This window comes from Nocardia takedensis NBRC 100417, from assembly GCF_000308695.1.
Classification (GTDB): Bacteria; Actinomycetota; Actinomycetes; order Mycobacteriales; family Mycobacteriaceae; genus Nocardia; species Nocardia takedensis.
On record NZ_BAGG01000123.1, the window covers coordinates 159,051 to 185,615 of the forward strand.

Below are 26,565 nucleotides of genomic sequence, written 5' to 3' on the forward strand. Positions count from 1 at the left end.
GGGTTCGCCCTGATGTCGCGCACGGCCGCGCGTCGGTAACCTCGAAGACATGGTCGGCCCCGAATCCGAATCCGCGCCCTCGGGACCCGCCGCCTTCGGCTCGGCACCCAGCGAGACCGTGGGCGATCGGGAACTGCGCGTCTCCGACGCCGAACGCGAACACGTCGGACAACTGCTGCAACGCGCCGTCGGTCTCGGCATGCTGTCGCTGGGCGAGTTCACCGAGCGCATGGACACCGCCCTGGCGGCCAAGACCCGCGCCGAACTGAACTCGGTGCTCATCGATCTACCGGGCGTCCGGTTGGTCGGGCAGCCCACGGCCGCGCCGCGCACCCACTTCGTCAACGCCGCGCAGGCGTTCGGCAACGCCGCGCAGTCGTTCACGCGTCCGCGTCCCGCTCCGCCGCGGCCGACGGCGGGCACCCCTGGCAACGTCATCCGCTCGCGCATGTCCGGCGTGAATCGGCGCGGCCCGTGGCAGGTCGCGCCCAGTCTGCTGCTGAACAACTGGTTCTCCGGGGTGACGCTGGACTTCACCGAGGCGGTGATGACCACCCAGGTGGTCGAACTGCACGTGGACGACTATTGCAGTTCGCTGACGCTGATCGTCCCGTCGGAGGCCACGGTCGACCTCAACGGCGTGGACCTGGTCGGCTCCAGCATCAACAACAAGGTCCGCACCGGCCCCCCGCTGGGCAGGTTGCACCTGGTCGTGCACGGCAGCATCCGGTTCGGTTCGCTGACCGCCAAGCACCCGTTCGCCGCGCACTGGCGCAAACTGCTCGGCCACTGAGGTCCGGCACACGTCAGCGAACCGCCCGCCAGGGCTGATTCGACGCCCCGGCGGCGGGCGAAGTCGGCGCCGCCGCCGCGCGGTCGATCAGGGTTCCGGCGAAGCGAGGGATTGCAGCATCCGCGCGGCCATCCTGCTGGTCGCGTTGTCGCTGTCGGCGTCGTCGATGTGGATGGCGAAGGCCAGATCGCCCATGGTGGCGATCAGCCATCCGTCGCCGTTGGCGGTCGCGGCGAATCCGGTGACGTCGCGGTAGGGACGCAGCGGCGTGAACTCCGGGCTGCCCGCCGAATCGCGCAGCATCGTGCGCAACCGGTCGGTGACCTCGCCGGGCAGCGGCGGCAGTTCGGCGTCGATGCTGCCGGGATGACCGAGGGCGATCATCGGGGCGGGCACCCCGCCGCGCGCGATGGCGGCGGCCGCGATGGCCATCCCGAACGGGCTGGCCAGCACCGCGTCGGCGCCGCCGCCCTGGCGGACCTGTTCGGCGCTGCGGCCCGCGATGGCGAGCCTGCCGGTCACCTCGTCCAGGCCGGGGACCTGGAAGTCCAGGCCGACGCCGAGTTTGGTGGCGGCTTCGGCGGCCTCCTGCACGGACACGTCCTGCGGGGCCTTCTTGTCGGCGGCGGAGACGAGCGCCCGGAACAGTTCGATATTGCGCCCCACCGGGTAGAGCCCGGTGAACGCGACGGGCCCGTGTTCGCTGGCCTGACTGTTCTGCGCGACGGCGACGACCGCGCCGCTGGAGGGCTGGATGGCGACGATCGAGGCGGGCGTGCCGACGCTGACCACCGCGTCCTCGGCGGCGCGCTGCAACCGCTGGTCCATGGTGGCGGCGATATCGGGTCCGGGCGGGCCCTGGTAGCCGGCGACCTGGTTGACGAAGCGACCGTCGGCCTCGAAGACCTGCACGCCCCAGCCGGAGTGCTGCTCCTGGCTGTCCTGCCACACCTTGCGCAAGGCGTCGAGTTGCGGGGACCAGACGCGGCGGTCGGAGGAGATCAGCCGGGGCTGTTTCTCCATGACGACGCCGGGAATCGGGGCCATCCGCGGTTCGAGGATCTCGAAATCGCCTTCGCGCAGGTTGACCGCGACGACGGGCTTGCCCTGCGAACCGGCCAACTGCTGCATCAGCGACGGACCGGTGATCAGCGGCGCGACCGGTTCGATGGCGTCGGCGAGCGCGTTGGTCGAGCCGACCGGGTCGTTGGTCTTGGTCGGATCGAGTTTGATCACGTTGATGACCTGCTCGTGCATCAGCGGCGCGCCGGTGATGTCGACCACGCGCGGCGGGGGCGCGGGCATGGTGCGGACCAGTTTCACCGTGCGGTTGTTGGCGAGGTCCGGCATGATCAGCCCGGGTTCCCAGGAGATTCGCCAGCCGATCGCCAGCTTGCGGACGGTGCCCTGGAGGCTGTAGGTCCAGTTCCGGTTCTCGCCGAAGTTCCAGGCGACGTCGACGCTGAAGATGCCCTGCTGGGCGTCCAGTCCGATGAACTGGGTCTTGCGGTAGTCGACGGTGCCCGGTTCCAGGCCCTCGAAGATCTGTTTGAGCGTCGCCTCGGCGGCGTTGGGGTAGGAGGTCAGGCCCGCGGCCTCGGTGTAGTCACGGTCGTCGATCAGTTCGGTGAACCGCTCGACGATGTCCTCGGCTTCGTTCGGTTCCGGCTGGAATCCACACGATCCCAGTGCTATCACCACAGCCGCTATCCCCGTGAGTGCGAACGCGCCCCGGAGGCGAAAGCGGCGGGATCCCCACACATCCATGTCGCCCACTCTTCACTCTTGTCACTTCCGCAACAAGATCACCGTACCTGAACTTTATCGACCCGTAAGCGCCCCGTTAGCTGGGACGTTACCCATGCTCAGCATCTCGATTGTGCCCCAGATCGCGACGCGGAGGGGTCGATCGTGAACGGTGTCCAGTCACAAGGCGATAACCGGCCGCCGTTACCGTACCGGTCGGGACTCGACGGCGGACCATTACCGTCAACCTCGGGAATCCGTCCGGAGATTCGCGCCCCGCACCGTCGCGGCGCCCACGGGTTCCCCCTGGGGGTACCCCCTCGCGCACCGTTTCACTCCTAGCGGAACCACGCGCGCTTCTAGCGACGTAATCTTGTAATCACTGCACCGTCGTAGGCACGGTGACAAGGAAAGCAGAACGCAGGTGATCCCATGGGACACGACAACAAGGGACGTCGTTTCGGCAGGTCCGGCGGCTGGCAGCAAGCCGATCTCCCCGATCCGTCCGATGTGCCCGATTGGTTCGCCGGAAGGTTGCCCATTGACTGGTTCGCGGGCAGTCCGCTGATCGAGATCGACCGCGAGGAGATCGTCGTCATCGGCGAACTCCCGCTGCCGAAACCCGACAAGCCCACCGCGGGCGAGGCCGACGCGCCCACCGAACAGTTGCCGAAGGCCACCAAGGAGGGCGCGATCGCCCGCTTCCGCGAATCCACGCGGCCCGCCCGCATGCAGATCGCGGGCGAGGCCCAGCACCGCTACGGACGCAATGTCGCGTGGGGCGTCTCGGTGGACGGCGAACGGATCATGTTCACCCAGTTGGCCGTTCCGGTCATGACCCGACTGCGCCAACCCGAGCGCAAGGTGCTCGACACCCTGGTCGATTCCGGGGTCGCGCGTTCCCGCGCCGACGCGCTGGCCTGGACGGTCAAGTTGGCGGGCAAGCACGCCGAATCCTGGCTCGAGGAACTGCGCTCGGCCATGCGCAAGGTGGACGACCTGCGCTCGGAGGGCCCACAGGGTCTGTGACCGCGCGGATCGGGGCGGCTAGGGTTTGACCATGGCCGCCACCGTCGCCCCGATCCTCGTCCTCAACGGGCCGAACCTGAACATGCTCGGCACCCGGCAACCGGAGGTCTACGGCGCGGAGACCTTGGCCGACGTGGTCGACCTGTGCCGGTCCACGGCCGCCCGCTTCGACCGGGAGATCGTGGCGTTCCAGTCCAATTCCGAAGGCGCGCTGATCGATCGGATCCACGCGGCGCGCGGCGAGATCTCGGGCATCGTGGTGAATCCGGGCGGGCTGACCCACACCTCGGTGGCGCTGCGCGACGCGCTGGTGATCCCCGAGGCGCCGATCGTGGAGGTGCACATCAGCAATGTGCACGCCCGCGAGGAGTTCCGGCACCATTCCTTCGTCTCCGGGATCGCCACGGCGGTCATCGCGGGCATGGGCATCCGCGGCTACGCCGCCGCCGTGGAATTCCTGGCCACGCGGTAACGGTCAACCGATACGGAACACCGGGAAGCCCGGCGCGATCTCGGCCAACTGCTCGTCGGTGGCGTCCTTGGTGACGCCCTCGAAGAACTTGCCCACTTCCCAGCCCCATCTGCGCAGGTAGAGGCGCAGCAGCGGGACCTTCTCGGCATCGGGGACCTCGGTGGCGGCGAACGGTTCGACCTTGCGGCCAAGGCGCAGTTCCCCGGTACCCGCGGCCCGCAGGTTCTTCACCCACTGCGTGTGCCCGCGCGGCGCGACCAAGTAGCGCGCGCCGTCCTCGGTCTCCAGCAGATTCACCATCGTGGTGCGCCATTCCCCGCTCTTGCGGCCGCGCACCGCCAGCAGGCGCGAACCCAGCACGCTGATCCCGATCCTGGGCAGCCAGTTGAAGATCCGGTTCATCAGCGGGTCGATACCCGTGGGGGCGATGTAGCGGGCGCCGGCGTTCATGACTTCTCCTTCGTGAGCACTGCTCTCTGTTGAGACCAGTGTTCCACGGGTGGGCCCGCAAAACAAGAGCACTGCTCTCTATCTTTCGCCCCCGTTGCGGCTGCGACAGCATTGTTGCCGCTAAATGTAGTAGGTATGCTACGAATCATCAGCGACCCACAACAGGGAGGGAACCATGACGGTGGGTGAAGGCGTCACGATCGACGTCACCGGACTGCGGATGCGCTACGGGAGCACCGACGTCCTACAGGAGGTGGGCCTGCGCGCGCATCGGGGAGAGGTCCTGGTCCTGCTCGGCCCCAACGGGGCGGGCAAGACCACCACGATCGAGATCCTCGAGGGTTTTCGGAAACGTTCGGCGGGAACGGTTTCGGTGCTCGGGGTCGATCCGGCCGAAGGCGACGAAGCGTGGCGGGCCCGGGTCGGCGTGGTATTGCAGTCCTGGCGCGACCACGGCAAATGGCGGGTGCGCGAACTACTCGACCACCTCGGCTCCTTCTACGCCCCCTACGCCGACAGCACCGCGCTGCGCCCGTGGGCCACCGGCGAACTGCTCGCGCTGGTCGGCCTCACCGAACAGGCCGAGGCCAGGATCAACACGCTCTCCGGCGGCCGGCGCCGACGCATGGACGTCGCGATCGGGGTGGTCGGCCGTCCCGAGGTGCTGTTCCTCGACGAGCCGACCGCGGGCCTCGACCCGCAGGCCCGGCGCGAATTCCACGACCTGGTGCACCGACTCGCCGACGAACACGCCACCACGGTGCTGCTGACCACCCACGACATGGACGAAGCCGACAAACTCGCCGACCGCATCCTCATCCTGGCGGGCGGCCGGATCATCGCCGACGGCACCGCCGACGACCTGGCCCGCCGCATCGCGGGCGAGGCCGAGGTGCGCTGGACCCGGGACGGGCGACGCTTCGTCCACACCACCGTGGAATCCACGAAATTCGTGCACGACCTGTTCGAACAGCACGGCGACGGCATCGCCGAACTCGAGGTGCGCCGCGCCTCGCTGGAGGACACCTACATGACCCTGGTCCGCCGCCACGACGCCGGCCAGACCGATATCCGCACCCTCGAGGAGGTCTCCCGATGAGCCCGCGAACCGCGACCCCGCGCCGCACCGCGTTCCGCGCGGGCCTCACGCGCGCGGCGATCGAACTGCGCCAGACCTACACCAACGGCCAGGACCTGTTCGCCCAGTTCCTCACGCCCGCGGTCATTCTCGTCGCGCTGTTCTTCCTGCGCGACGGGTCCTTCCGCGACGTGCCGTGGAAGTTGGGGTCGCTGGCCCTGCCCGGCGTGCTGGGCAGCGTGATCGCCTTCAACGGCCTGTACGCGATCACGCAGTACCTGGTGCTAGACCGCGAGGACGGAACCCTGTTGCGCGCCAAGGCCGTACCGAACGGCATGCTCGGCTACCTGGTCGGACGCATCGGCACCAGCGCGGGCACGGTCCTGGTGCAGATCGCGGTGCTGCTGGTCCTCGGCGGACTGATCGTGGGCGGACTGTCCCTCGGTGATCCCGGCGCGTGGGCGACGCTGCTGTGGGTGCTTGTCCTCGGCCTGCTCGCCACTTTGCCGCTCGGCGCGATCCTCGGTGCGACGCTGAACAATTCGTACAGCACCTTCCTGCTCACCATGCCGCTGATGGGGTTGATCGGCATCTCCGGCATCTACTACCCGATCACCGGCCTGCCCGGCTGGTTGCAGGCGGTCGGACAGGTCTTCCCGATGTACTGGCTGGGTCTGGGGATGCGTTCGGCGCTGCTGCCACCGGAAGCCGTGGTGGTGGAGATCGACCAGTCCTGGCGGCATCTGGAGACCGTCGCGGTACTCGGCGGATGGGCCGTCGTAGGGTTGGCCTTCGCGCCCGCCCTGCTGCGGCGCATGGCCCGGCGCGAGTCGGGCGTCGGAATGGAGGAACGACGGGAGAAGGCGCTCCAGCGTGTCTACTGAGGCCATCTACAACCGGATCGCGATGCTGCGCGCCGAACGCGGGATCTCGCGGCGCGAACTGGCCGAGGCCCTCGGTGTCCATTACCAGACCGTCGGCTACCTCGAACGCGGCGAATACAGTCCCAGCCTGCACTTGGCGCTGCGGATAGCAGCCTACTTCGACGTCGCCGTGGAGGTGATCTTCTCCACCGATCCGTTCCCCCGCCTGGGGTCGCGCACCGAATCGGCCTGACCTCCGCCGACAGGTCCGGGCACCTGAGATCCGCCCGGGGGGCCGCAGGCGGTCCGCTCGGACCCACGGGTATGCGCACGCGGGCAGGTCGAACGGTATTGGGCGGGCAAGTGCACCGGGCGGTGCGGGGCATGGTCCGACTCAGCCGGGTAGGTGGGCGCGCGCGAGGCGTTCGCCCACCTCACCGAGCAGTTCCGCGGCCGCCGACAGACAGCGGGCCGGATCGGATTCGAGGTCGGTGAGAGCGAAGCAGTCCGCGAAGCCCGCCGCGCGGACGCGATCCGTGCTCAGCGAGGTGCGGCCCACGGCGGCGACCACCGGCACCCCCGCCGCCCGCGCCGCCTCGGCGACGCCGAGCGGGGCCTTGCCGCGCAGGCTCTGCTCATCCAAAGAGCCCTCGCCGGTGACGACCAGATCCGCGCCCGCGACCAGCGCGGGAAAGTCCAGCAGTTCCAGGATGATCCCGATTCCGCTGCGGACCGAGGCCCCGAGGAGCGCCATCGCGCCGAACCCCGTACCGCCCGCCGCGCCCGCGCCGGGGCTGTCGACGAATTCCGGGCCCGCGATCCGCGACCACGTGATCAGCGCGGCCTCCAGGAGTGCGCGCTGCGCGGCGTCGGTCCCTTTCTGGGGGCCGTACACCTCGACCGCGCCGTGCGGGCCGAGCAACGGGTTGTCGACATCGCAGGCCAAGCTCACCCGCGCTTCGGCCAGCGCCGGGTGCAGCGCCGTGCGATCCAGCGTCGCCGCCTCGGCCAAGGCCGCCCCGCCGCGCGGCACCTCCCGACCGTGCGCGTCGAGGACGCGCGCGCCGAGGGCCTGCGCCATGCCCGCGCCGCCGTCGCTGGAGGCGCTGCCGCCCAACCCCAGCACGATCTCCCGCGCGCCGCGGTCGAGCGCGTCGGCGATCACGACACCGAGTCCGTAGGTGCTCGCGCCCAGCGGATCGAACCGCGCGCCGGGCAGTTTCGCCGCACCGACCACCGCGGCCAACTCCACCACCGCCGTCTTCCCACGCAGGGCGTAGGACGTGTCGGCCAGGTCTCCGGTGGGACCAGGAGCCTCGAGGTCGACCCGCTCCCAGCCCGCCGCGACGAAAGCGTCCACGGTGCCGTCACCGCCGTCGGCCACCGGAACCCGCACGATCTCGGCGTCGGGACGCATCCGCGCGATCCCGTCCGCGAGTGCCGCCGCCACCTCGGGCGCGGTGAGCGAACCCTTGAACTTGTCGGGGGCGAGCACCACGCGAGTCATGCCCGCCATTCTGCGGCGCGCCGGCGGACGCCGCACGCCAGACCACGCCCGATTCGAGCCGCCATCCGCGCGGGCCTGCCGGCAGCAGAAGGCAACGCCCTCGGCACGAGGCACAGCGGGTGGGGCTGCGCCCAGAGCGCGGGACACCGGCCAGCGCTTCAGCGCGGCAAGCAGCCGCCTCAGCACCGCAAGCAGCTGCCTCAGCACGTCGGGCAGCGGGTCAGCCGCGGCAGTCAGCGGGTCAGCACGGCAGGCAGCGCCTCAGCACGTCGGGCAGCGGGTCAGCCGCGGCGGGCAGCGCCTCAGCACGGCAGGCAGCGGGTCAGCGGGTCGGGAGCGGGGCTTGATCGGCGCGGTCGATCGAGACGCGACCGGTGCTCAGGTAGGTCAGGACGGCGTCGTCGACGGTGGGGTTGGCGCGGCCGAAGGTGCCGTGGTCGCCGCCTTCGACGGTGATGAGCGAACCGTTGAGGGCTTGGGCCAGCGCCGGTCCGCCCTCGTATTCGGTGAGCGCGTCGTGCCTGCTGTGCAGCAACAGCGGACGGGTCTCCAGGCCCGCGCCGGTGATCGGCACCGGTTTGGTCACCGGCCGCCATCCGCCGCAACTGGTGCCCGAGCGCACCATGTCGGCGCGCGCGTCCATGGCGTTGCCGCCGGAGGCGATGGTGGCGACCGCCGAGGCCAGCAGTTCCGGTCGCGGCTCCACCGCGTTCTCGTTGCAGGTGATCGCGGAGAAGACGAAACGTCCGGTCGGGTCGGTCGCCGTCGCGCCCTCGATGGCCATGAGCCGCTGCACGTTCGACGGGTCGAAGTTGGCCTCGGCCATCGCCTTGGCGAAGGTCGGCCAGTAGGACCGGGTGTAGGTGGCGACCGCCGTCGCCCCGACCAGCGGCACCTGCGCCGACGCGCCGCCGGAGAGCAGGGTGCGCACCAGGTTCTGCACCTGGGCGCCTTGGTCGGCGGTCTGGTTGACGCCGTCGCGGGCGACCTCGGCCAACGGCGCGGGCAGTTCGCCCGGCAGGTCGGCGACGCTCGCGGGCGGCGGGGTCAGGTTGGCGTACCAGCCGCCGCCCTGCGCCGAGACCAGGCGCACCCAGTTGCGGTAGACCTGCAACGCGGTGCCGCCCAGGCGGTAGTCGGCGTCGTGTTCGGCGATCCAGGCGAACAGGTCGTCCATGCGCTGCTTGCCCGCCACCTGCTGGCGGGCGAACTCCTCGGTCCACACCCAGTTCGGATTCACGTTGGAGTCCAACACCATCCGGTCCACCCGTGGGGCGAACAGCGAGGCGTAGACCGCGCCCAGGTAGGTGCCGTAGGAGGTGCCGAAGAAGCTGATGCGCTCGAGTCCCAGGGCCGCGCGCACCGCGTCCATGTCGCGCGCGGTGTTCTCGGTGGTGATGGTGTCGAGGTAGCCGGGTTGGGCGGCGTCACAGGCGGCCTTGATCTCGTCGCGGCTGCCGCCGCCGAGGGAGACCTGTTTGCCGCTGGCGTCGGTCTCGGCGATCGCGGTGGCCCCGGCGCACTGCAACGGTGTGCCCCAGCGCAATCCGCGCGGCTGCACGGCCACCAGGTCGTAGTCGCGGAACAATTCGGCGGGCAGGACGTCGGTGCGCGCGGCCCAGTAGTTCAACGCGTCCGCGCCGGGACCGCCGGGGTTGGTGAAGATCGCGCCGCGACTGGTTCCCGAGGCCGCGATCCGGCTAACCGTGAGTTCGATCGTCGGACCGTCGGGGCGGGTGTAGTCCATCGGCACCGTGACGATGGCACAGCGCGCCCCGCGATCAGGGGCCACCGACCCGTCCGGGCAGTCGCCGAAGGCCGCGGTCGGTGCGGCGTGCGCGAAACCCGTCGTGGTCGACGCGCCGATCATCGCGGCGACCGCGGCCGCGCCGAGCGCGCGCCGGACTAATCGGGCCGTCCGCGGCCCCCCACTGAGCGTCCTCATCATCGTTTCGTACCTCCGCCGGGGCCCGCACCGTTCGGCCACGCCGCGACCAAAGCATTCTGCGCAGGTCGACTCCCGCCAGACAAGTCGAACCGGGTAATTCACAACGCGACGCCCGCCGCACGATGTGGGTAGGGTGGCCCGCGCGGAGTAGCGTCGAACCATGTCGACCGAGGTCCGCAACAACACCGCACTGGAACGCTTCGAGATCCACGTCGACGGGGCCCTCGCCGGCTACGCCGAGTACCAGGACACCGCTTCCGAACGCGCGTTCGTCCACACCGAGATCTACCCCCAGCACGAACACCTGGGTTACGGCCGCACGCTGGTCGGCGCGGCGCTGGACGCCTCGCGCGACGAGGGTTTCGGCATCCTGCCGCTGTGCCCGATGGTCAAGCACTATGTGGAGACCCACAACCAGTACGTCGCCTCGGTGCCCCAGTGGGCCAGGGAACGCCTCGGCCTTCCCCAGTGAGATCGGGCTACTAGTAGCGGGCGATCGCGCCGTCGAGGGCGGCCTGGAGGTCGGTGCGGACCAGTCGGGCGATCTCCCCGGGTTTGGCGGGCAGGTCGGTGATCGGCGGACGGAAGTAGAAGCTGGCCGATTCGACCTCCTCGCGGTCCGGTTCCACCGTCGGATCGGCGCGCGGGCCGTAGCTGAGGCCGAGACTGACCAGCGCGGGCGGCGCGCCCAATTTCATCGCGCGGAAGGCGATGTGCCCGATCCCGCTGCCCACCGCCTGCACCTGCGTCGGATCGACGTCGTTGCAGGTGCCCTCCGGGAAGATCGCCAAGTGGTCGCCGCGGGCCAGACGCCGCGCGCAGACGTCCATCATGCGCTGACCGGCCGCGTTCACCGCGCGGATGCCGTGGTCCTTGCCGCGGAAGACCGGGATGCCGCCCATCATGTCGACCTTGCGGCGCTGGTCCGCCTCGACGAACAGCTCGTCCTTGGCCAGCACCCGGACCCGGCCGATGATCGAGCGTAGCGGACTGCGCCACGCCGCCGCGGCCACCGTGTACGGATCGTTGCGCGAGAGGTGGTTGATGGCGAAAATCGTCGGCCGCCCCGATTTGATCAGCGCCTTCACCCGCTCGGCCGCGCCCGCGGCGTAGTCGACGCGCGGATGGTAGCGCCTGCCGAGCAGCGCGTAGGCCGCCATCGCCTTCAACCGGTTCTGCCGATGGTCGAGATAGTAGTCGTAGACGGTGTCGGCGTTGTCGAGGATCACCTCGGGGGGTTGCATGACGCCGAGCCTACGACGCCCACCGTGTCGGCATCGGACCGACAACGACTCAGTGCGCAAACCCGATCCAGCTGCGATGATGTCCGAGTGGCACGCGGAGATGAACCGGACGAGCGGCAGACTCACGGCGGGCACGGTGATCGTCGGCGGCGCGAGTCCAGGCACGGCGAACAGTCGGTCCGAGCGGGCTCCCTGCTGGTCTCGGCCACGGATCTGGTGGAGCCGACCTTCCGGCGCACCGTCGTCTACGTCATCGAACACAACGAGGGCGGCAGCCTCGGCGTGGTCCTGAACCGCCCCGACGACACCTCGGTGCACGAGGTGCTGCCGCTGTGGTCCGAGATCGCCGCCACCCCGCGGACCCTGTTCGTCGGCGGCCCGGTCAAACGTGACGCCGCGCTGTGCCTGGGCACCCTGCGCGTAGGCGCGAGCATCGACGGCGTGCGCGGTCTGCGTCGCGTCGACGGCCGGGTGGTGCTGGTCGACCTGGACGCCGACCCGGAGGAGATCGCGCCGCTGGTCGAGGGCATCAGGATCTTCGCCGGGTACGCCGGGTGGACCTTCGGCCAGTTGGAGGGCGAACTCCAGAACGACGACTGGATCGTCGTCTCCGCCCTGCCCTCCGACCCGATCGACCTGGGCCGCTCCGACCTGTGGGCGCACGTTCTGCGCCGCCAACCCCTCCCCCTGTCCCTGCTCGCCACCCACCCCATCGAAGTCGAACGCAACTGACGAAATCCCCGGCGCGGGTGCGCCGGGGATTCGCGGGGCGGGGTCAGCTCGCGGTCTGCTTGGCGAAGATCGAGGCCGACCAGAGGTAGCCGCCGATGCCGATCACGGCGCACCAGCCCAGGGTGAACCAGGCGCTGGTGCCGATCTCGCTGCCCATGAGCAGGCCGCGCAGGGTTTCGGTGATGGGGGTGAAGGGTTGGTATTCGGCGAACTGACGCAGGCCGACGGGCATGGTGTCGGTGGCGACCAGGCCGCTGCCGAGGAAAGGCAGCAGCACGATCGGGAAAGGCGCGTTGCTGGCGCTCTCCGGGGTGGCCGCCAGCAGGCCCAGGGCCACCGAGAACCAGGTGAACGCGAGCACGACCAGCGCGACCAGACCGAACACGACCAGCCATTCCAGCGGCGAGGCCGACGGGCGGAAGCCGATCCCCAAGGCCACCGCGATCATCAGCACGGTGCCGAGCATCGCCTGGATGAGCGTGCCGATGACATGTCCGGTCAGCATGGACGACGGGGCGATGTCCATGGTGCGGAACCGGTTGACGATGCCCTTGGTCTTGTCGGTGGCGATCGAGACCGCCACCGACACCGTCATGTAGGCGGGGATCATCAACAACATCCCGGGGGCGAGATAGTCGATGTAGTTGCCGCCGGAGGATTTCTCCAAGGCTCCGCCGAAGACGAAGTTGAAGATGATCAGCAGCAGCACCGGCATCAGCACGACGCTGAAGATCATCGCCGGATACCGCTTGGCGTGGGTGATGTTGCGCCGCAACATCGTCAGCGAGTCGGTCAGGACGTGGGTGGACGCGCTCATGCCGCGGTCTCCGTTTCGGTGGTGGATTGTCCGGTGAGGGTGAGGAATACGTCGTCGAGGGTGGGGGTGTGCACGGCCAGGCCGTCGATCTCGACGCGAGCGGCGTCGAGATCGTCCAGAACGCCGCGCAGGGCGGCCACCCCGCCGTCGCTGGGCACGGCGAGGGTGAATTCCTCGGCGGCGCCGACGACACGGGCCGTCTCGCCCAGCGCGCGGGCGGCGGCGTCGAGACGATCGCGGTCGGCGAAGCGCAGGCGGATGTGTCCGCCGGGGACGGTGCGCTTGAGTTCGTCGGCGGTGCCGTCGGCGACGATGCGGCCGCGGTCGAGCACCGCGATCCGATCGGCGAGCTGATCGGCTTCCTCGAGGTACTGGGTGGTGAGGAAGACGGTGACACCCTCGTCGTCGACGAGACCGCGGATCATCTCCCACATGGTGCGGCGGGAGCGCGGGTCGAGTCCGGTGGTGGGCTCGTCGAGGAAGATCACCCGCGGGGTCCCGACCAGCGTCATCGCGAGATCCAGGCGTCGGGTCATGCCGCCGGAGTAGGAGGCGGCGGTCTTGTCGGCGGCGTCGACCAGGTCGAAGCGGCGCAGCAGGTCCTCGGCGGTCTGTTCGACTTCGCGGCGGGGCAGGTGGTGCAGATCGCCCATCAGGCGCAGGTTCTCGCGGCCGGTGAGCAGTTCGTCGACGGCGGCGAACTGGCCGGTGACGCCGATGTGGCCGCGGATGGCGCGCTTGTCGGTGGCCAGGTCGTGGCCGCCGATGGTGACCTCGCCTGCGTCGGCGGCGATCAGCGTGGACAGGATCTGGACGGTGGTGGTCTTGCCCGCGCCGTTCGGGCCGAGCAGGGAGTAGACGGTGCCTTCGGGGACGGTGATGTCGATTCCGTCGAGCACCACGTGCTCGCCGTATGCCTTGCGCAGGCCCCGCGCCGCGATGGCGGGCGGGCGATGCTGGACGAACATGGGGGATCCTTCCGGACGGTTCAACCGATCAGTTAATTCGCATGTATGCATGTTTTATCGACACCGCCCCCTCGGGGGCGCGGTGTTCGGATGGGTGGGTGCGCTTACGCGGCGGGGCGGGTCAGATGTCGAGATCCTCCACCGGCGGACGGTCGGCGATATCGGCGACGCGTTCGTAGAGCTTGTCGGGAATGCGGCCCTTCAGTTCGCCGACGGTGTCGACGACCTCGAAAGTGAAATCTCCCCAGTCGGTTTCGCCGACGCCGAGCATGCGCCGCCAGTTCTTGATGTCGTTGAGCCAGTTCTTGTTGTCGACCGGATAGTCCTCCCAGTTGGAGTACTGGGCGTGCAGCGCGATCTTGCCCTTGCGGGTGCGGAACACCCGGACGTGCTCGATCCTGGTCTCGTTCTGGTCGTTCCATTCCCCGAGCAGCGCGCCGGAGAACCGCACCTGACGGACACCGTTGTGGCCGACGCGGAGCACGACCTCCTCGAAGCCTTCGTGCCGCCCCTCCTCCAGTTCGATGAACCGGCGCAGCGCCGTCGTCACCGCACCGGACAGATTGCCGCCCACCAGTTCCTGGGCCCGCTGGAACAGCGGCAGGTCCTCGTCGGATACGTAGATCGTCTTGTTGGGCATGGCACTTACTATACGTAGATGTATACGTACACGCAAGGGGGAATGTTTGCGCAGTTCGCGGCGGTCATGCCCGGTTTCTGCGATCGTGTAGGGATGTGCGCACGGGACAAGAGAAGGTGAGCCGACGGCCCGGCGGGCGGTTCCGACCGAATCCGCCGCCCGCCACCGGGACGGCCAGTCGCGTCCTGCTGCGATTCCGACTGTTCGCGCGCGAGATCGTGGTGCGGCAGACCGTGATCGACCCCGGCGGCGGCTCCGGATGGCACTACCACGACGGCACGCTGTTCGTGCTGGTCACGCGCGGCACGCTGGACCACCCGTACGCCGATCGCGGACCGGTGGTCTACCGACGCGGTCGGGTGTTCCGGGAACCGAGCGGCCCGCACCACGCGCACGAGGCACGCAACCGGGGCGGCACACCGGTCGCGATCACCGTGCTCTACGTGAATCCCGCCGGCGCACCGCTGTCACGCGCGGTCGACCCGCCGGATGCGTGAAATACCGGACATGCGTGCATTACCGGACACATGATCTGACGGACGCGCCCAGTCCCGGGCGGGCCAACCTGCCGGACGCGTCCTCTCCCGGCCCGGCCAACCAGCCGGACGCGCGAACCGCCCGCTTGCCGATCCGGCCAAGCCGCCAGAAGCGCCCTCTCCCAGGCGGGCCAACCCGCCGGACGCACCCTTTCCCGGGTCAGCCACCAGCCGGACGCGCGAGCCCGCTGGACCCGCGAGCCCGATGACCGCTGGGCCTGCGAGCAAGGCGGCGGTGCGACTCAGCTGCCGCCACCGCCGCAGCCGCCACCTCCACCGCCACAGCTACTTCCGCCACCACAGCTACTTCCGCCGCCGCAACTGCTGCCGCCGCCACAGCTGCTCCCGCTGTCGCCCCCGTAATAGGTGCCGCCGCCCGCCGCGCCCGCGCCCCAGCGAGAGCGCCGGCGCGCACCACGCGCGCCACCGGTGGGCGAGCCGCGCCGGGACGCGGCCACGGCGAGCGCCACGAGTACGGCCAGCGCCAGGACCAGGACTCCGACAACGGGTTCCACGAAGATCAGGAACAGCCCGATGAACGCGATGACCAGGATCACGATGGCTCCCATGTGCACCTCCCCCGAACACGCGGCGCGCATCGCCGCCACGACTCGACCCTCGAGTCTGTTCGGTATATCGCCGACGCCAGGGTAATCGTCACGGCGCGACGGCGGCTCGCAGAATTCCGGGGGCGGGCGTGGTGAGGACGGCGGCGAGATCGTCTAGATCCACGGGGGTGGCGACTACCTCCGCCCAGGGGAAGCGGTTCGCGGTGCGCTCGAGGAAGGCGATCGCCCGGTCGAGATGGCGGGGTTCGTAGTTGTGCACACCTGTGACGGTCAGCAGGTGACGCACGACGCGCTCCGGGTCGAGGGGCAGCGCCGGCCCCGGCGCGACCGAACCGGCCAGCACCAGCACGCCGCCGATGTCGAGGCGGTCCACGCCCGCGGCGATGGCGGCGGGCGCGCCGGAGTAGTCGAGGACCACATCGACCGCTCCGCCGGAATCGGCTGCGCCGCCGAATCGTTCGGCCAGGCGCAGCCGCGCGGGGTCGACGTCGGTGACCGTGACCAGCGCGCCCGCCGACACGCACGCGGCGGCCGCCGTCACGCCGAGCATGCCCGCCCCGCACACCAGTACCCGGCGTCCGGTCAGGTCGCCTGCCGCTTCGAGGGTGGCCATCACGGTGGCGGTGGCGCAGGCGGCGGGTGCGGCGACCGCGTCGGGAACGCCGTCGGGGACCCGCGCGACCGCGGTTCCGGCGGGCAGCACGATGTGTTCGGCGTAGGAACCGGACAGCGGCCAGTCGGCGGTGAAGGCTTCGTGACCGATCTTGCGCACGCGTTCGCATTTGGCCGTGCGCCCGGTCCGACACCGCGCGCAGATTCCGCACGTGACGGTCACCGACCAGATGATCCGGTCGCCCACCGACGCGGGCGCGCCCGTCCCGGCGGCGGTCACCACGCCGACGGCTTCGTGTCCGAGCACCGAGGGGCATGCGCCGCCGCGCCGGCCGGAGACGGTGTGCAGGTCGCTGCCGCACACCGTCGCCAACCGTACCCGCACCACCAGTTCGCCCGGGCCGGGGTGGGGCAGCGGAACTTCCCGCACCTCGATTCCGGTGCCCGACCACACCGCGGCGCGACTCAGACGAGCAGGGACCGTATCCACCCGGACACCCTTTCGATGGCGTAGACGATCACGAAGATCACCGCGACGATCGCGCCCGCGACCTCGAAGTTCAGTGTGCGGATCGACTCGAACAGCAGGAAGCCGACACCGCCGGCGCCGACGATGCCGAGCACGGTCGAGGTGCGGATGTTGACGTCGAGCAGGTACAGGGTCGAGCCGACGATCGCGGGCATGGCCTGCGGTAACACCGCCGCCGCCAACGTCTTCCACCACCCGCCGCCCACCGCGCGCACCGCCTCCATCGGCCCCGGGTCGATCTCCTCGACGGCGTCGGCGACGAGTTTGGCGAGGAAGCCGATCGAGCCGACGGCAAGCGCGCACGCACCCGCGATCGGACCGAGTCCCAGCGCGACGACGAAGATCACCGCCAGGATCAGTTCGGGGACCGCGCGCACGACCAGGACCCAGGCGCGCGCGAGCCAGTACACGACAGCGTGCGGAGTGACGTTGCGCGCGGCCAGGATTCCCACCGGCAGCGACAGCACCGCGCCCAGCGCGGTGGCGACGACGCCGATCGCGACGGTCTCCCCGGCGGCGGTGAACAGGTCGGCCCCGAGCGCGTTGAAATCGGGGGGAACCATGCGGGTGAACACCTCGAGGGAGGGGCCGACCCAGGTCAGCAGCGACAGCGGTGAGATCTCCAGCCGCCACAGCGCGGCGACGGTCGTCCCGATCAGCAGTGCGGCGCAGGCCAGACGAGCCGCCCGGTCCCATCGCGGATCGGCGCGCGACGGTGTCAGCAGGACCCGCCGCACCCCGATCGCGAGCAGTTCCATGGCCGCGATCAGCACCAGGATGACGCCGACGATGCCGAGCGCGTCGGGATAGATCAGTCCGCGCAGCGCGTCCTGGAGCGCGAACCCGATACCGCCCGCGCCGACGAAGCCGAGCACGACCGAGATGCGCAGGTTGATGTCGACGCGGTAGACGAAGGTGCCGATCCAGGACGGGATCGCCTGCGGGAGCACGCCATTGATCAGTTCCCGTAGATAGCCGCCGCCGACCGAGCGCACGGCCTCGCGCGGTCCGGCGTCGGTCCGTTCGATGGCGTCGGCGAACAGTTTGCCCAGCATGCCGATGGAATGCAGGGCCAGCGCGAGAATGCCGGGCAGTACGCCGATGCCGAGCGCGCGCACGAACAGCACGGCGAACAGCAGGTCCGGCATCGCCCGGCAGAAGGTGATGACGCCGCGCGCCACCGCGTACACGGCCGGGTGCGGGGTGGTGTTGCGGGCGGCGAGGAAGGCCAGCGGCACGGACGCGATCGCCGCGAGCACCGTGCCCAGGACCGCCATCAGCAGGGTTTCCAGGGCCAGCACACCGATCCGGCCGGGTTCGTCCAGGCGCGGCGGGAACATCCGCTCGAGGAGTCGACCGACCGAGTCCAGGCCCTCCAGCAGCGCGGCGGGCGCGAATTCGATGGACCACGCCGAGATCAGGGTGGCCAGGACGGCGACCGCGCTCAGCGCGGGCAGCAGCCACGGGCGGCGCACCCGGTCGCGCTCGGCGCGCTCGACGCGCCGCGTCAGCAGGGCGGTCATCCGTGATCCGTTCGCGCGGAATCGATGCCGGGATCGACCCGCTGGTAGATGCCCATGACATCCTCGCGGGTCAGGCCGACCGCGGGCCGGTCCATGACCTTCGCGCCGCCGCGCAGGCCCACGATGCGATGCGCCCAGCCGATCGCCAGATCGACTTGGTGCAGGGTGCACACGACGGTGAGTTTCTCCTCGACGCAGACCTGGAACAGCAGATCCATGACGACGCTCGCGTTCTCGGGATCGAGCGAGGCAACGGGTTCGTCGGCCAGCACGATCGAGGGGCGCTGCATGAGCGTGCGCGCGATCGCGACGCGCTGCTGCTGGCCACCGGACAGGGTGTCGGCGCGCCGTTGCGCGTAGTCGGCCAGACCCACGCGTTCCAGATGCTCGAACGCCTCGCGGCGCATGGTCTTCGGGTAGGTCGGCGCGCCGTAGCGCGGGAAGGTGAGCCGACCGAGTCCGCCGATGAGGACGTTCTCCAGGCAGCTGAGTCTGCCGACCAGGTTGAAACTCTGGAACACGAAGCCGACATCGCGGCGCAGGGCGCGCAACTGCCGCCCCGAGGCCGTGCCGACGCTGGTCGCGCCGACATCGATCCGCCCCGAGGTCAGCGGGGTCAATCCGTTGACACAGCGCAGCAGGGTCGATTTGCCCGATCCGGACAGTCCGAGCAGCACCAGCAGTTCGCTGCGCCGGACATCGAGGGAGACCTCGTCGAGTGCGAGGGTCCGCCCGAACCGCTTGGTGACCCCGCGCGCGGAGATGACGACATCGTCACCCGCGACGGTGTGCGCGCCCTGGCCGCTCATGTCAGCCCTTGCACTTCTTGGAGCCGGTGACCTGACAGACCTTGCGGACGCCGTCGTAGGCCGAATCCTCGACGGGCGCCACGCCCCAGGCGCGTTCGTCGGTGATGCGGCATTCGCCCGTGCACAGGCCGGCCGCGAGCATGCTCTCGGCGTTGATCTGCCGGGTGAAGATCTCCGACAGTGTGCGCACATTGGTCTCGCCGAGCTTGTTGCTCGCCGCGAACACCGAACCCGCGATCATCTCCGACTTCCAGACGGTCTTGAGCTGACCGGGTTTCAGGTCGCCTTTGTCGATCATGGTCTTGTCGACCATGGTGTCGAAGGCGAAGCCGGCGTCGCAGCTTCCGGAGGCGATGGCCAGCGCGGAGGCGTCGTGGCTGCCCGCGTAGATCGGGGTGACGCCGGCGGAGATGTCGGATTCGGAGCCGGACTTGATCACGCCCGCCTCGATGAGCCCCGCGGAGGGGTAGAGGAAGCCCGAGGTGGAACTCGGGTCGACGAAGCAGACCTTCTTGCCCGCGAAATCCTTCAGCGAGGAGACGGCGGCGTTGTCGGATTTGGCCAGCCCGTAGGACTGGTAGCCGGGCTTGCCGCCCTTGTCCTTGACGACCGCGCCGAGCGGGCTGATGTCGGCGCCGTTGATCCCGGCGACCACGTAGGCGAAGGGACCGAAGAAGGCGAGGTCGACCTTGCCCGCGATCATGCCTTCCACGACGCCGGCGTAGTCACTGGCCTGGACGAATTCGACCTTCGCGCCGGTCTCCTTCTCGAGGACCGCGATGACCGGGGCGTAGCTGGCCTTCAGGTCGCTGGAGTTCTCGGCGGGGACGGCGGCCAGGGTGATGGTCTCAGGGAAGCCCTTGTCGTTGGTGGCGGGGTCCGAACTCGAACAGCCGGTCAGGGCGAGGGTGAGGCAGGCCGCGGCGGTGAACAGGGGTGTCAACGTGCGGCGCAGGGTGCGGTTCATGACGTACGTCAGTCCTTCTGGTGATGCTTGCGGGAACGCAGAAGCGACGATGACGTTTGGTATAGACCATGAGCACCCGATCGGGTTAACTGTCGGTGAACTCCCGCCGCATTTTTGGTATAGACCAACGATTGATAGAGTCGTGAGGTGACGACCGAGGCTGAACCACGCGTGCTCAAACACCAGATGATCCGCGCCGAACTGGAACATCTGCTGGTCGACATGGTCCCCGGCGACCCCTTTCCCGCCGAACGCGAACTCGCCGAACGATTCGACGCCGCGCGCGAAACCGTGCGCCAGGCACTGCGCGAACTGCTGCTCGCGGGCCGCATCGAACGCCGCGGGCGCACCACCATCGTCGGCCGCCCCAAAGTGGTGCAGCCGCTGATGATCGGCTCCTACACCGAGGCCGCCCTCGCGCGCGGCCGCAGCGCGAGCCGAATCCTGGTCGGCTGGAGCGAATTCGAGGCCGACAGCGTCGTGGCCGACCAGCTCGCGATCGCCGTCGGCGTGCCCGTGCTGCAACTGGAACGCGTGCTGACCACCGACGACACCAGGGTCGGCCTGGAGACCACGAAACTACCGGCCGAACGCTATCCCGACCTGCTCGACACCTTCGACCACCGCGGATCGCTGTACGCGGCCATCGAACAGCGCGGCATCGCCTTCGCCCGCACCTTCGACAAGATCGAGACCACCCTGCCCGACGCGCGCGAGGCGGCCCTGCTCACCGTGGACACCCGCACCCCGATGTTCCTGATGAACCGGATCTCCTACGACCAGAACGACGTGCCGATCGAACACCGTCGCTCGCTCTACCGCGGCGATCGGATGACCTTCGTCTCGACACTGGTGGCCGAACAAGAGGCGCGCTAGGGGCGGTCGGTCGGCGAGAATTCAGAGCCGATCAGGGCACACCGGGCCACGCCTCAGCTCGCCGAGGCCCGGTCAACCGAAGGCCCGATCAGCGCGAGCCCGATCAGCGGCAGCGCAGTGCCGGGGCCTCAGTTGGCGGGGGCGCAGGTGTCGCGCAGCGAGCACGCGCCGCAGGACTGACCGCAGCCGCCGGTCTGCGCGGGCACCAGGTCGGCGATGGCGCGGATGCCCGCGTTGGCTCCCGCGCCCAGGGTGAACAGCGCGATGACCATGGTCGACACGGCGACGCCGAGCGCGACCGCCCAGTGCGCGGACAAAGCCACCAGACCGCCCGCGAACAGCAGGAATCCGGCGATCAGGCTGGTCGGCGCGGCCACCCGGTTGGCGAGGCGGAACGTCTCCTCGGTGCTGAGGGCGTCCTCGGTGTGCACACCGACGAAACGGTTGCGCGGCAGGCGACCGGTCAGCCCGAGCACGCCGGTCGCCAAGGCGACCAGGGCCGACAGGAACAGGACCAGAGCTACGACGAACACCCCAGCAGGGTAGCGCACCCACCCTCCGTGACCGTCCACACATCCCATGGCTATCGACGGGCAACCACAACCGACGGCCGGGCCGAACGCGCGCGCGGCCGACGGACGCGCCGCGCGGCGGAACCGTGTCGGCCCGTTTTTCAAGCCTGCGACCCCGACGTTCTACCCTGAGGGGGCAAGCATGTCGGGGATTGGCGAGAACAAGAAGGCAGGACCGTGCAGGACACACGTGCAACCGGAAGCGATGTACCCGAGCACCGGTACAACGCCGAGCTCGCGGGCCGTGTCGAGCGCAGGTGGCAGCGGCTGTGGGAGGAGCGCGGCACCTTCCACGCGCCCAACCCCACCGGCCCGCTGGCCGGTGACACCCCCGCCGACAAACTGTTCGTCCAGGACATGTTCCCGTATCCGTCGGGCGCGGGCCTGCACGTCGGGCATCCGCTCGGCTACATCGCCACCGACGTGTTCGCGCGCTACCACCGCATGAACGGGCGCAATGTGCTGCACGCGTTGGGGTACGACGCCTTCGGCCTGCCCGCCGAGCAGTACGCCGTGCAGACGGGCGCGCATCCGCGCGAGACCACCGAGGCCAACATCCGCACCATGCAGCGGCAGTTGGACCGCCTCGGCCTCGGCCACGACCGCCGCCGCTCGTTCGCCACCACCGATCCCGAGTACTACCGCTGGACGCAGTGGATCTTCCTGCGTATCTACAACGCCTGGTACGACCTGGAACTGGGCCGCGCCCGCCCGATCGCCGAACTGGAGGAACAGTTCGCCTCCGGTGCGCGCCCGGCGCCCGAGGGCCACAGCTGGGCCGAGATGTCGGCCTCCGAGCGCGCCGCGGTCATCGACTCCTATCGCCTGGTCTACCAGACCGATTCGGTGGTCAACTGGTGTCCCGGGCTGGGCACGGTGCTGTCCAACGAGGAGGTCACCGCCGAAGGGCGCAGCGAGCGCGGCAACTTCCCGGTCTTCCGCAAACGCCTGTGGCAGTGGATGATGCGCATCACCGCCTACTCCGATCGCCTGGTCGACGATCTGGAGCGCCTGGACTGGCCGGACAACGTGAAGTCCATGCAGCGCAACTGGATCGGACGCTCGCGCGGCGCGCAGGTCGTCTTCGACGCCGACGGGTCGCGCATCGAGGTCTTCACCACCCGGCCCGACACCCTGTTCGGCGCGACCTACGTGGTGCTGGCCCCCGAACACGACCTGGTCGACACCCTGACCGCCGCCGCGTGGCCCGAGGGCACCGACCCGCGCTGGACCAACGGCGGCGCGGCCACGCCCGGCGAGGCGGTCGCCGCCTACCGCGACGCCATCGCGGCGAAATCGGATCTGGAACGTCAGGAGAACAAGGACAAGACCGGGGTGTTCCTCGGCGTGCACGCGGTCAACCCCGTCAACGGGGCCCGGGTGCCGGTCTTCGTCGCCGACTATGTCCTGAGCGGCTACGGCACCGGGGCCATCATGGCCGTGCCCGGCCACGACCAGCGCGACTGGGAATTCGCCACCGCGTTGGGACTGCCCGTCGTGCAGGTCATCTCGGGCGGTGACATCACCGCGGCCGCGCACACCGGCGACGGCGCGCTGGTCAACTCCGACTACCTCGACGGCCTGTCGGTGGAGGAGGCCAAGGCCACCGTCATCGGCCGCCTGGAAGCCGACGGTCACGGCAAGGGCACCGTCCAGTACAAGTTGCGCGACTGGCTCTTCGCCCGCCAGCGGTACTGGGGCGAGCCGTTCCCGATCGTCTACGACGAGGACGGCGCGCCGCACGCGCTGCCCGAATCCATGCTGCCGGTGCGCCTGCCGGAACTGGACGACTTCGCGCCGGTCACCTTCGATCCCGACGACGCCGACTCCGAACCGTCGCCGCCGCTGGCCAAGGCCGCCGACTGGGTCGAGGTCGAACTCGACCTGGGCGAGGGAGTCCAGAAGTACCGGCGCGACACCAACGTCATGCCGAACTGGGCGGGCAGTTCCTGGTACCAGTTGCGCTACGCCGACCCCACCAACACCGACGCGTTCTGCGCCGCCGCGAACGAGGCGTACTGGCTGGGTCCGCGTCCGGAGGAGCACGGCCCCACCGACCCCGGCGGCGTCGACCTGTACGTGGGCGGCGTCGAACACGCGGTGCTGCACCTGCTCTACGCGCGGTTCTGGCAGAAGGTCCTGTTCGACCTGGGTGACGTGAGCGGCTGCGAACCGTACCGCCGCCTGTTCAACCAGGGCTACATCCAGGGCTACGCCTACACCGACGAGCGCGGCGCGTACGTCCCCGCGGCCGAGGTGGTCGAACGCGACGGGCAGTTCTACTGGACCGACGCGAACGGCGCGGAGATCCGAGTGCGCCAGGAGTACGGCAAGATCGGCAAATCGCTGAAGAACGCCATCTCACCCGACGAGATGTGCGACCTCTACGGCGCCGACACCTTCCGCTTCTACGAGATGTCGATGGGTCCGCTGGACACCTCGCGGCCGTGGGCGACCAAGGACGTCGTCGGCGCGCACCGGTTCCTGCAACGGGTCTGGCGCTTGGTCGTCGACGAGGAGACAGGCGCGCTGCGGGTCACCGAGGACGTCGCGGGCGACGCCACCCAGCGCCTGCTGCACCGCACCATCGCGGGCGTGGACGAGGATCTGGCCGCGCTGCGCGACAACACCGCGGGCGCCAAGCTCATCGAACTGACCAACCACCTGACCAAGACCTACCCCGACGGCGCGCCGCGCCTGGTGGTGGAATCGCTGGTGTTGATGCTGGCCCCGCTGTCCCCGCACATCGCCGAGGAACTGTGGGAACGGCTCGGCCACACCGAATCCCTGGCCCACGGCCCGTTCCCCGTCGCCGATCCGGCGCTGCTGGTGGAGGAGTCGGTGGAGTACCCGATCCAGGTCAACGGCAAGGTGCGCAGCCGCATCCTGGTGCCCGCCGACGCCGACAACGCCGCCATCGAGGCGGCGGCGCTGGCCGAGGAGAAGATCGCCGCGCTGCTGAACGGGGCCGCCCCGCGCAAGCTGATCGTGGTGCCGGGCCGGTTGGTCAACATCGTCGCGTGAGAGCGGGCGGCGCTAGCCGCTGCCCGTCCCCACCATGTTCGCGTAGGCGGCCAGATCGCCTTGCGCGCCGCTGTAGACGTTGACGTCGGTGGGGCCGAAGATGCCGGGGATCGATCCGTCGTCGGTCATCTGCCAGAAGGTCCAGGTCGGCCAGCCGCCGGGGACCTCGGGTTGGTCGTTGCCCCGGTAGTCGGCGATCCACAGCGGGTAGGCGGTGAACTGGTCGGTGTTCGCCATCGCCGTCTTCCAGAAGTTCGGGTAGGTGTAGACGATCGGCATTCGGCCGGTCAGCGTCCTGACCGTGTTCAGATAGCGGTGCGTCCAGTCGATGAGCGCGCCGGGCGGCAGGCCGCCGGAATGTTCCAGGTCGAGCACCGGCGGCAGGTCCAGCGGCCCGTTCTGGCCCAGGACGGTGGCCGCGTAGAGGGCGGCCTGCGGTTCGGGCGGCAACTGCGGGCGCGCGTAGTGGTAGGTGCCGCGGGCCACGCCCGCCGCGCGCATCAGCAGACTGTCGGGCACGAAATACGGGTTGACGTAGCTCAATCCCTCGGTGGCCTTCACCATCGCGAACTGGTGACCGGACCGGCGCACCGCGAACCAGTCGATCAACCGGCCGTCGATGTGCTGCCACGAGGAGACATCCGGTCCGACGGGCGCGGTGTGGGCCGTGCCGGTGGCGGTGAGCAGGCCGCCGAGCGTGGCGGCGGACAGGGCGAGCACGCGCAGCGATCTCCAGCGGGACCTGTTCATGCCGGCCAACGATAGCCAATGGCTTTCACCGTGACCAGGGCGACCTTTGCCGACCGATCGCCGGTTTATCTCCGAGCGCTCACCCGAGCCAGTCGAGGACCGAGGCCGCCGTCCAGGACTGCTGCATACTGCCCAGCGGTTCGCCCGTGAACGGTTCGTAGTATTCGGCGAAACTGCCGTCGCTGGCCTGCCGCAGCCCTTCCGCGCGCAGCATGAACGCGCGCTCGGCCCAGCCGCGACGGGCGAAGACCCAGGAGAACAGCCAGCTCATCACCGGCCACACCGGGCCGCGCCAGTACTCGCGGGCGCGGAAATCCCTGGACACCGGCGAGGTCGAGGGCGGCAGCGCGTACCGCAGATCCGGATGACCGCAGTAGCGCGGCCCCTCGAACAGCCGCAACAGGGCGCGTTCGGTGTCGCGGGGCAGGCCGCCGCACAGCAGCGGCGCGAACACCGCCAAGGTCTCGGTGGTGATCCAGCGCTGGGCGCGCACGTCGAAATCGCGGGCCGCGCCGGTGCGGGCGTCGGCCGTCTCGACGACGCCCGCGCGGAACCGGTCGGCCCAGCCGTAGAGGTCGCGGACGTCGGCGTTGGGCTGTTTGTACTCCTCGCCGATATTGGCCAGCACCTCGCAGGCCAACGCGAAGATCGCGGTGACGAACACGTCCTCGACCGCGAAACTCATGCTCGAGGCCAGCAGGTAGTCGTCGTAGCCCGCGCGCCGCATCTGTTCGACCAACCACATGTAGCGGTCGTATTCGCGGTCGCTGGGGCGTTGCGAGGTGTCGGAGATGATGACCGTGTCCTCGCGCTTGTACGGCGGCAGATCGCCCGGGACGACATTCGCGTAGGCCCGATCCCAGCGCGGCGAGTTGTCCATGCCGGATTCCCAGCCGTGGTAGAGGGTGATCCGGCCGTTCTCCTTGGGGTCGCGGGCGTGCGCGAGCCAGCGGTGCCAGCGCACCAGATCCGGCCAGCGCCGGTTCAGGAACTCCTCGGCCACCGCGCGGGTGCCGCGGCCGTGCCTGCGCGAATGGTCGAGGATGCGCTGGACGGCGATGGCGTGCACGGGCGGCTGGGTGATGCCGGAGGTGTCCGGCCCGGCTGGGGCGTTGACCGCGAGTTTGCGGCATTCCCAGCGGGCCGGGCCGGGGAAGTAGCCGTCGACGCCGTTGGCGAACACGATGTGCGGGATCATGCCGTTCTTCCACTGCGCCGAGAGCAGGGTGTCCATCTCGATCACGGCGCGTTCCACGCTCAGCGGCGCCAATCCGACCGAGACGAAGGCGGCGTCCCAACTCCACATGTGCGGGTAGAGCCGGGGCGCGGCACTGGTCATGGTGCCCAGATCGTTGCCACGCAGCAGGTAGGCGGCGCGGGCCGCGAGCTGCGTGGGGGTGAACCCCGGATGAGTCATCCCCCTATTCTGCGATGACACCCGCAAGTACGCCCGTTCAGCGGGACGTGGCGCGGACGACACCTCGTGCCGGCCTCGGTCGATCGGCAGGTAT

The 26,565-nt window shown here is 69.7% G+C and carries 27 protein-coding genes; 11 read left to right on the forward strand and 16 right to left on the reverse strand.

The features are described from left to right. Positions 1–118 precede the first annotated feature (118 nt). A complete protein-coding gene (locus ON30_RS26635; RefSeq protein ID WP_040711443.1) occupies positions 119–793 on the forward strand; it encodes a DUF1707 SHOCT-like domain-containing protein in 675 nt (224 codons plus the stop codon). 87 nt (positions 794–880) lie between these two features. Here ON30_RS26635 and ON30_RS26640 read toward each other — a convergent pair whose 3' ends face one another. After that, positions 881–2,494, reverse strand: coding sequence for an NTF2-like N-terminal transpeptidase domain-containing protein (locus ON30_RS26640; RefSeq protein ID WP_245554228.1), 1,614 nt, complete (start codon positions 2,492–2,494; stop codon positions 881–883). 477 nt (positions 2,495–2,971) lie between these two features. Here ON30_RS26640 and abmR point away from each other — a divergent pair, with 477 nt between their 5' ends. Further along, positions 2,972–3,568: an ATP-binding transcription factor AbmR gene (gene abmR, locus ON30_RS26645; RefSeq protein ID WP_040711232.1), complete on the forward strand. Its 597-nt coding sequence runs from the start codon at positions 2,972–2,974 to the stop codon at positions 3,566–3,568. Positions 3,569–3,599: 31 nt separating this feature from the next. Further along, positions 3,600–4,040: a type II 3-dehydroquinate dehydratase gene (aroQ, locus tag ON30_RS26650; protein ID WP_040711234.1), complete on the forward strand. Its 441-nt coding sequence runs from the start codon at positions 3,600–3,602 to the stop codon at positions 4,038–4,040. Positions 4,041–4,043: 3 nt separating this feature from the next. Here the strand turns inward: aroQ and ON30_RS26655 are convergent, their stop codons facing one another. Further along, positions 4,044–4,490 (reverse strand): nitroreductase family deazaflavin-dependent oxidoreductase, encoded by a 447-nt coding sequence (locus ON30_RS26655; protein WP_051030013.1) that lies wholly within the window; start codon positions 4,488–4,490, stop codon positions 4,044–4,046. Between the two features lie 175 nt (positions 4,491–4,665). On the opposite strand from ON30_RS26655, the gene ON30_RS26660 reads away from it, so the two are divergent. Genes ON30_RS26660 through ON30_RS26670 form a run of 3 tightly spaced genes read left to right on the forward strand, consistent with a single transcriptional unit; the run spans position 4,666 to position 6,684 of the window. Then, entirely contained in the window at positions 4,666–5,589 is a 924-nt protein-coding gene (locus ON30_RS26660) for an ABC transporter ATP-binding protein (RefSeq protein WP_040711237.1), read from the forward strand. Continuing rightward, positions 5,586–6,452 carry an ABC transporter permease gene (locus ON30_RS26665; RefSeq protein ID WP_040711239.1) on the forward strand — a complete coding sequence of 289 codons (867 nt, stop codon included), beginning with the start codon at positions 5,586–5,588 and terminating at the stop codon, positions 6,450–6,452. The genes ON30_RS26660 and ON30_RS26665 overlap by 4 nt, the downstream gene beginning before the upstream one ends. Beyond that, positions 6,442–6,684 carry a helix-turn-helix transcriptional regulator gene (locus ON30_RS26670; protein ID WP_040711241.1) on the forward strand — a complete coding sequence of 81 codons (243 nt, stop codon included), beginning with the start codon at positions 6,442–6,444 and terminating at the stop codon, positions 6,682–6,684. Before ON30_RS26665 ends, ON30_RS26670 begins: the two co-directional genes overlap by 11 nt. Positions 6,685–6,825: 141 nt before the next feature. On the opposite strand, the gene ON30_RS26675 is transcribed toward ON30_RS26670, so the two are convergent. Together ON30_RS26675 and ON30_RS26680 are read right to left on the reverse strand one after the other, a co-directional pair. Continuing rightward, positions 6,826–7,938 carry a glycerate kinase gene (locus tag ON30_RS26675; protein WP_040711449.1) on the reverse strand — a complete coding sequence of 371 codons (1,113 nt, stop codon included), beginning with the start codon at positions 7,936–7,938 and terminating at the stop codon, positions 6,826–6,828. A gap of 322 nt (positions 7,939–8,260) precedes the next feature. Then, positions 8,261–9,883, reverse strand: a complete 1,623-nt coding sequence (locus ON30_RS26680; protein WP_083911687.1) for an alpha/beta fold hydrolase — start codon at positions 9,881–9,883, stop codon at positions 8,261–8,263. Positions 9,884–10,046: 163 nt separating this feature from the next. On the opposite strand from ON30_RS26680, the gene ON30_RS26685 reads away from it, so the two are divergent. Continuing rightward, positions 10,047–10,358: a GNAT family N-acetyltransferase gene (locus ON30_RS26685; protein WP_040711243.1), complete on the forward strand. Its 312-nt coding sequence runs from the start codon at positions 10,047–10,049 to the stop codon at positions 10,356–10,358. A 10-nt stretch (positions 10,359–10,368) separates the two neighbouring features. Here ON30_RS26685 and ON30_RS26690 read toward each other — a convergent pair whose 3' ends face one another. Continuing rightward, entirely contained in the window at positions 10,369–11,130 is a 762-nt protein-coding gene (locus ON30_RS26690; RefSeq protein ID WP_040711245.1) for a lysophospholipid acyltransferase family protein, read from the reverse strand. 87 nt (positions 11,131–11,217) lie between these two features. On the opposite strand from ON30_RS26690, the gene ON30_RS26695 reads away from it, so the two are divergent. Beyond that, complete coding sequence (locus ON30_RS26695; RefSeq protein WP_040711248.1) at positions 11,218–11,862, forward strand: YqgE/AlgH family protein; 645 nt, start codon at positions 11,218–11,220, stop codon at positions 11,860–11,862. A gap of 43 nt (positions 11,863–11,905) precedes the next feature. Here the strand turns inward: ON30_RS26695 and ON30_RS26700 are convergent, their stop codons facing one another. The 3 genes from ON30_RS26700 to ON30_RS26710 form a co-directional block, all read right to left on the reverse strand. Next, positions 11,906–12,679 (reverse strand): ABC transporter permease, encoded by a 774-nt coding sequence (locus ON30_RS26700; RefSeq protein WP_040711251.1) that lies wholly within the window; start codon positions 12,677–12,679, stop codon positions 11,906–11,908. Continuing rightward, positions 12,676–13,647, reverse strand: coding sequence for a daunorubicin resistance protein DrrA family ABC transporter ATP-binding protein (locus ON30_RS26705; RefSeq protein ID WP_040711254.1), 972 nt, complete (start codon positions 13,645–13,647; stop codon positions 12,676–12,678). The genes ON30_RS26700 and ON30_RS26705 overlap by 4 nt, the downstream gene beginning before the upstream one ends. A gap of 121 nt (positions 13,648–13,768) precedes the next feature. Further along, positions 13,769–14,287, reverse strand: coding sequence for an EXLDI protein (locus tag ON30_RS26710; protein WP_040711256.1), 519 nt, complete (start codon positions 14,285–14,287; stop codon positions 13,769–13,771). A 95-nt stretch (positions 14,288–14,382) separates the two neighbouring features. Between ON30_RS26710 and ON30_RS26715 the strand changes: the two genes are divergently transcribed. Continuing rightward, positions 14,383–14,784, forward strand: coding sequence for a cupin domain-containing protein (locus ON30_RS26715; RefSeq protein ID WP_245554229.1), 402 nt, complete (start codon positions 14,383–14,385; stop codon positions 14,782–14,784). 281 nt (positions 14,785–15,065) lie between these two features. Here the strand turns inward: ON30_RS26715 and ON30_RS37820 are convergent, their stop codons facing one another. The 5 genes from ON30_RS37820 to ON30_RS26735 form a co-directional block, all read right to left on the reverse strand. Further along, positions 15,066–15,392, reverse strand: a complete 327-nt coding sequence (locus ON30_RS37820; RefSeq protein ID WP_176569444.1) for a hypothetical protein — start codon at positions 15,390–15,392, stop codon at positions 15,066–15,068. Positions 15,393–15,480: 88 nt separating this feature from the next. After that, a complete protein-coding gene (locus tag ON30_RS26720; RefSeq protein WP_040711259.1) occupies positions 15,481–16,494 on the reverse strand; it encodes a zinc-binding dehydrogenase in 1,014 nt (337 codons plus the stop codon). Beyond that, positions 16,470–18,056, reverse strand: coding sequence for a phosphonate ABC transporter, permease protein PhnE (gene phnE / locus ON30_RS26725; RefSeq protein WP_040711261.1), 1,587 nt, complete (start codon positions 18,054–18,056; stop codon positions 16,470–16,472). The genes ON30_RS26720 and phnE overlap by 25 nt, the downstream gene beginning before the upstream one ends. After that, a complete protein-coding gene (gene phnC, locus ON30_RS26730; protein ID WP_040711264.1) occupies positions 18,053–18,865 on the reverse strand; it encodes a phosphonate ABC transporter ATP-binding protein in 813 nt (270 codons plus the stop codon). Before phnC ends, phnE begins: the two co-directional genes overlap by 4 nt. 1 nt (position 18,866) lies before the next feature. Next, entirely contained in the window at positions 18,867–19,832 is a 966-nt protein-coding gene (locus ON30_RS26735) for a phosphate/phosphite/phosphonate ABC transporter substrate-binding protein (protein WP_040711267.1), read from the reverse strand. Positions 19,833–19,979: 147 nt separating this feature from the next. Here ON30_RS26735 and ON30_RS26740 point away from each other — a divergent pair, with 147 nt between their 5' ends. After that, the gene (locus ON30_RS26740) at positions 19,980–20,708 is read left to right on the forward strand and encodes a GntR family transcriptional regulator (protein ID WP_040711270.1); all 729 of its coding nucleotides are present in this window, start codon (positions 19,980–19,982) and stop codon (positions 20,706–20,708) included. A gap of 128 nt (positions 20,709–20,836) precedes the next feature. Here ON30_RS26740 and ON30_RS26745 read toward each other — a convergent pair whose 3' ends face one another. After that, positions 20,837–21,241, reverse strand: coding sequence for an SdpI family protein (locus tag ON30_RS26745; RefSeq protein ID WP_040711273.1), 405 nt, complete (start codon positions 21,239–21,241; stop codon positions 20,837–20,839). A gap of 216 nt (positions 21,242–21,457) precedes the next feature. On the opposite strand from ON30_RS26745, the gene leuS reads away from it, so the two are divergent. Beyond that, on the forward strand, positions 21,458–24,304 hold the full coding sequence (leuS, locus tag ON30_RS26750) for a leucine--tRNA ligase (protein ID WP_040711276.1): 2,847 nt from the start codon (positions 21,458–21,460) through the stop codon (positions 24,302–24,304). A gap of 12 nt (positions 24,305–24,316) precedes the next feature. On the opposite strand, the gene ON30_RS26755 is transcribed toward leuS, so the two are convergent. Beyond that, the gene (locus ON30_RS26755; RefSeq protein WP_040711279.1) at positions 24,317–25,054 is read right to left on the reverse strand and encodes a glycoside hydrolase family 25 protein; all 738 of its coding nucleotides are present in this window, start codon (positions 25,052–25,054) and stop codon (positions 24,317–24,319) included. Positions 25,055–25,133: 79 nt separating this feature from the next. Next, positions 25,134–26,471, reverse strand: coding sequence for a glucosylglycerate hydrolase (gene ggh / locus ON30_RS26760; RefSeq protein ID WP_040711281.1), 1,338 nt, complete (start codon positions 26,469–26,471; stop codon positions 25,134–25,136). Positions 26,472–26,565 lie beyond the last annotated feature (94 nt).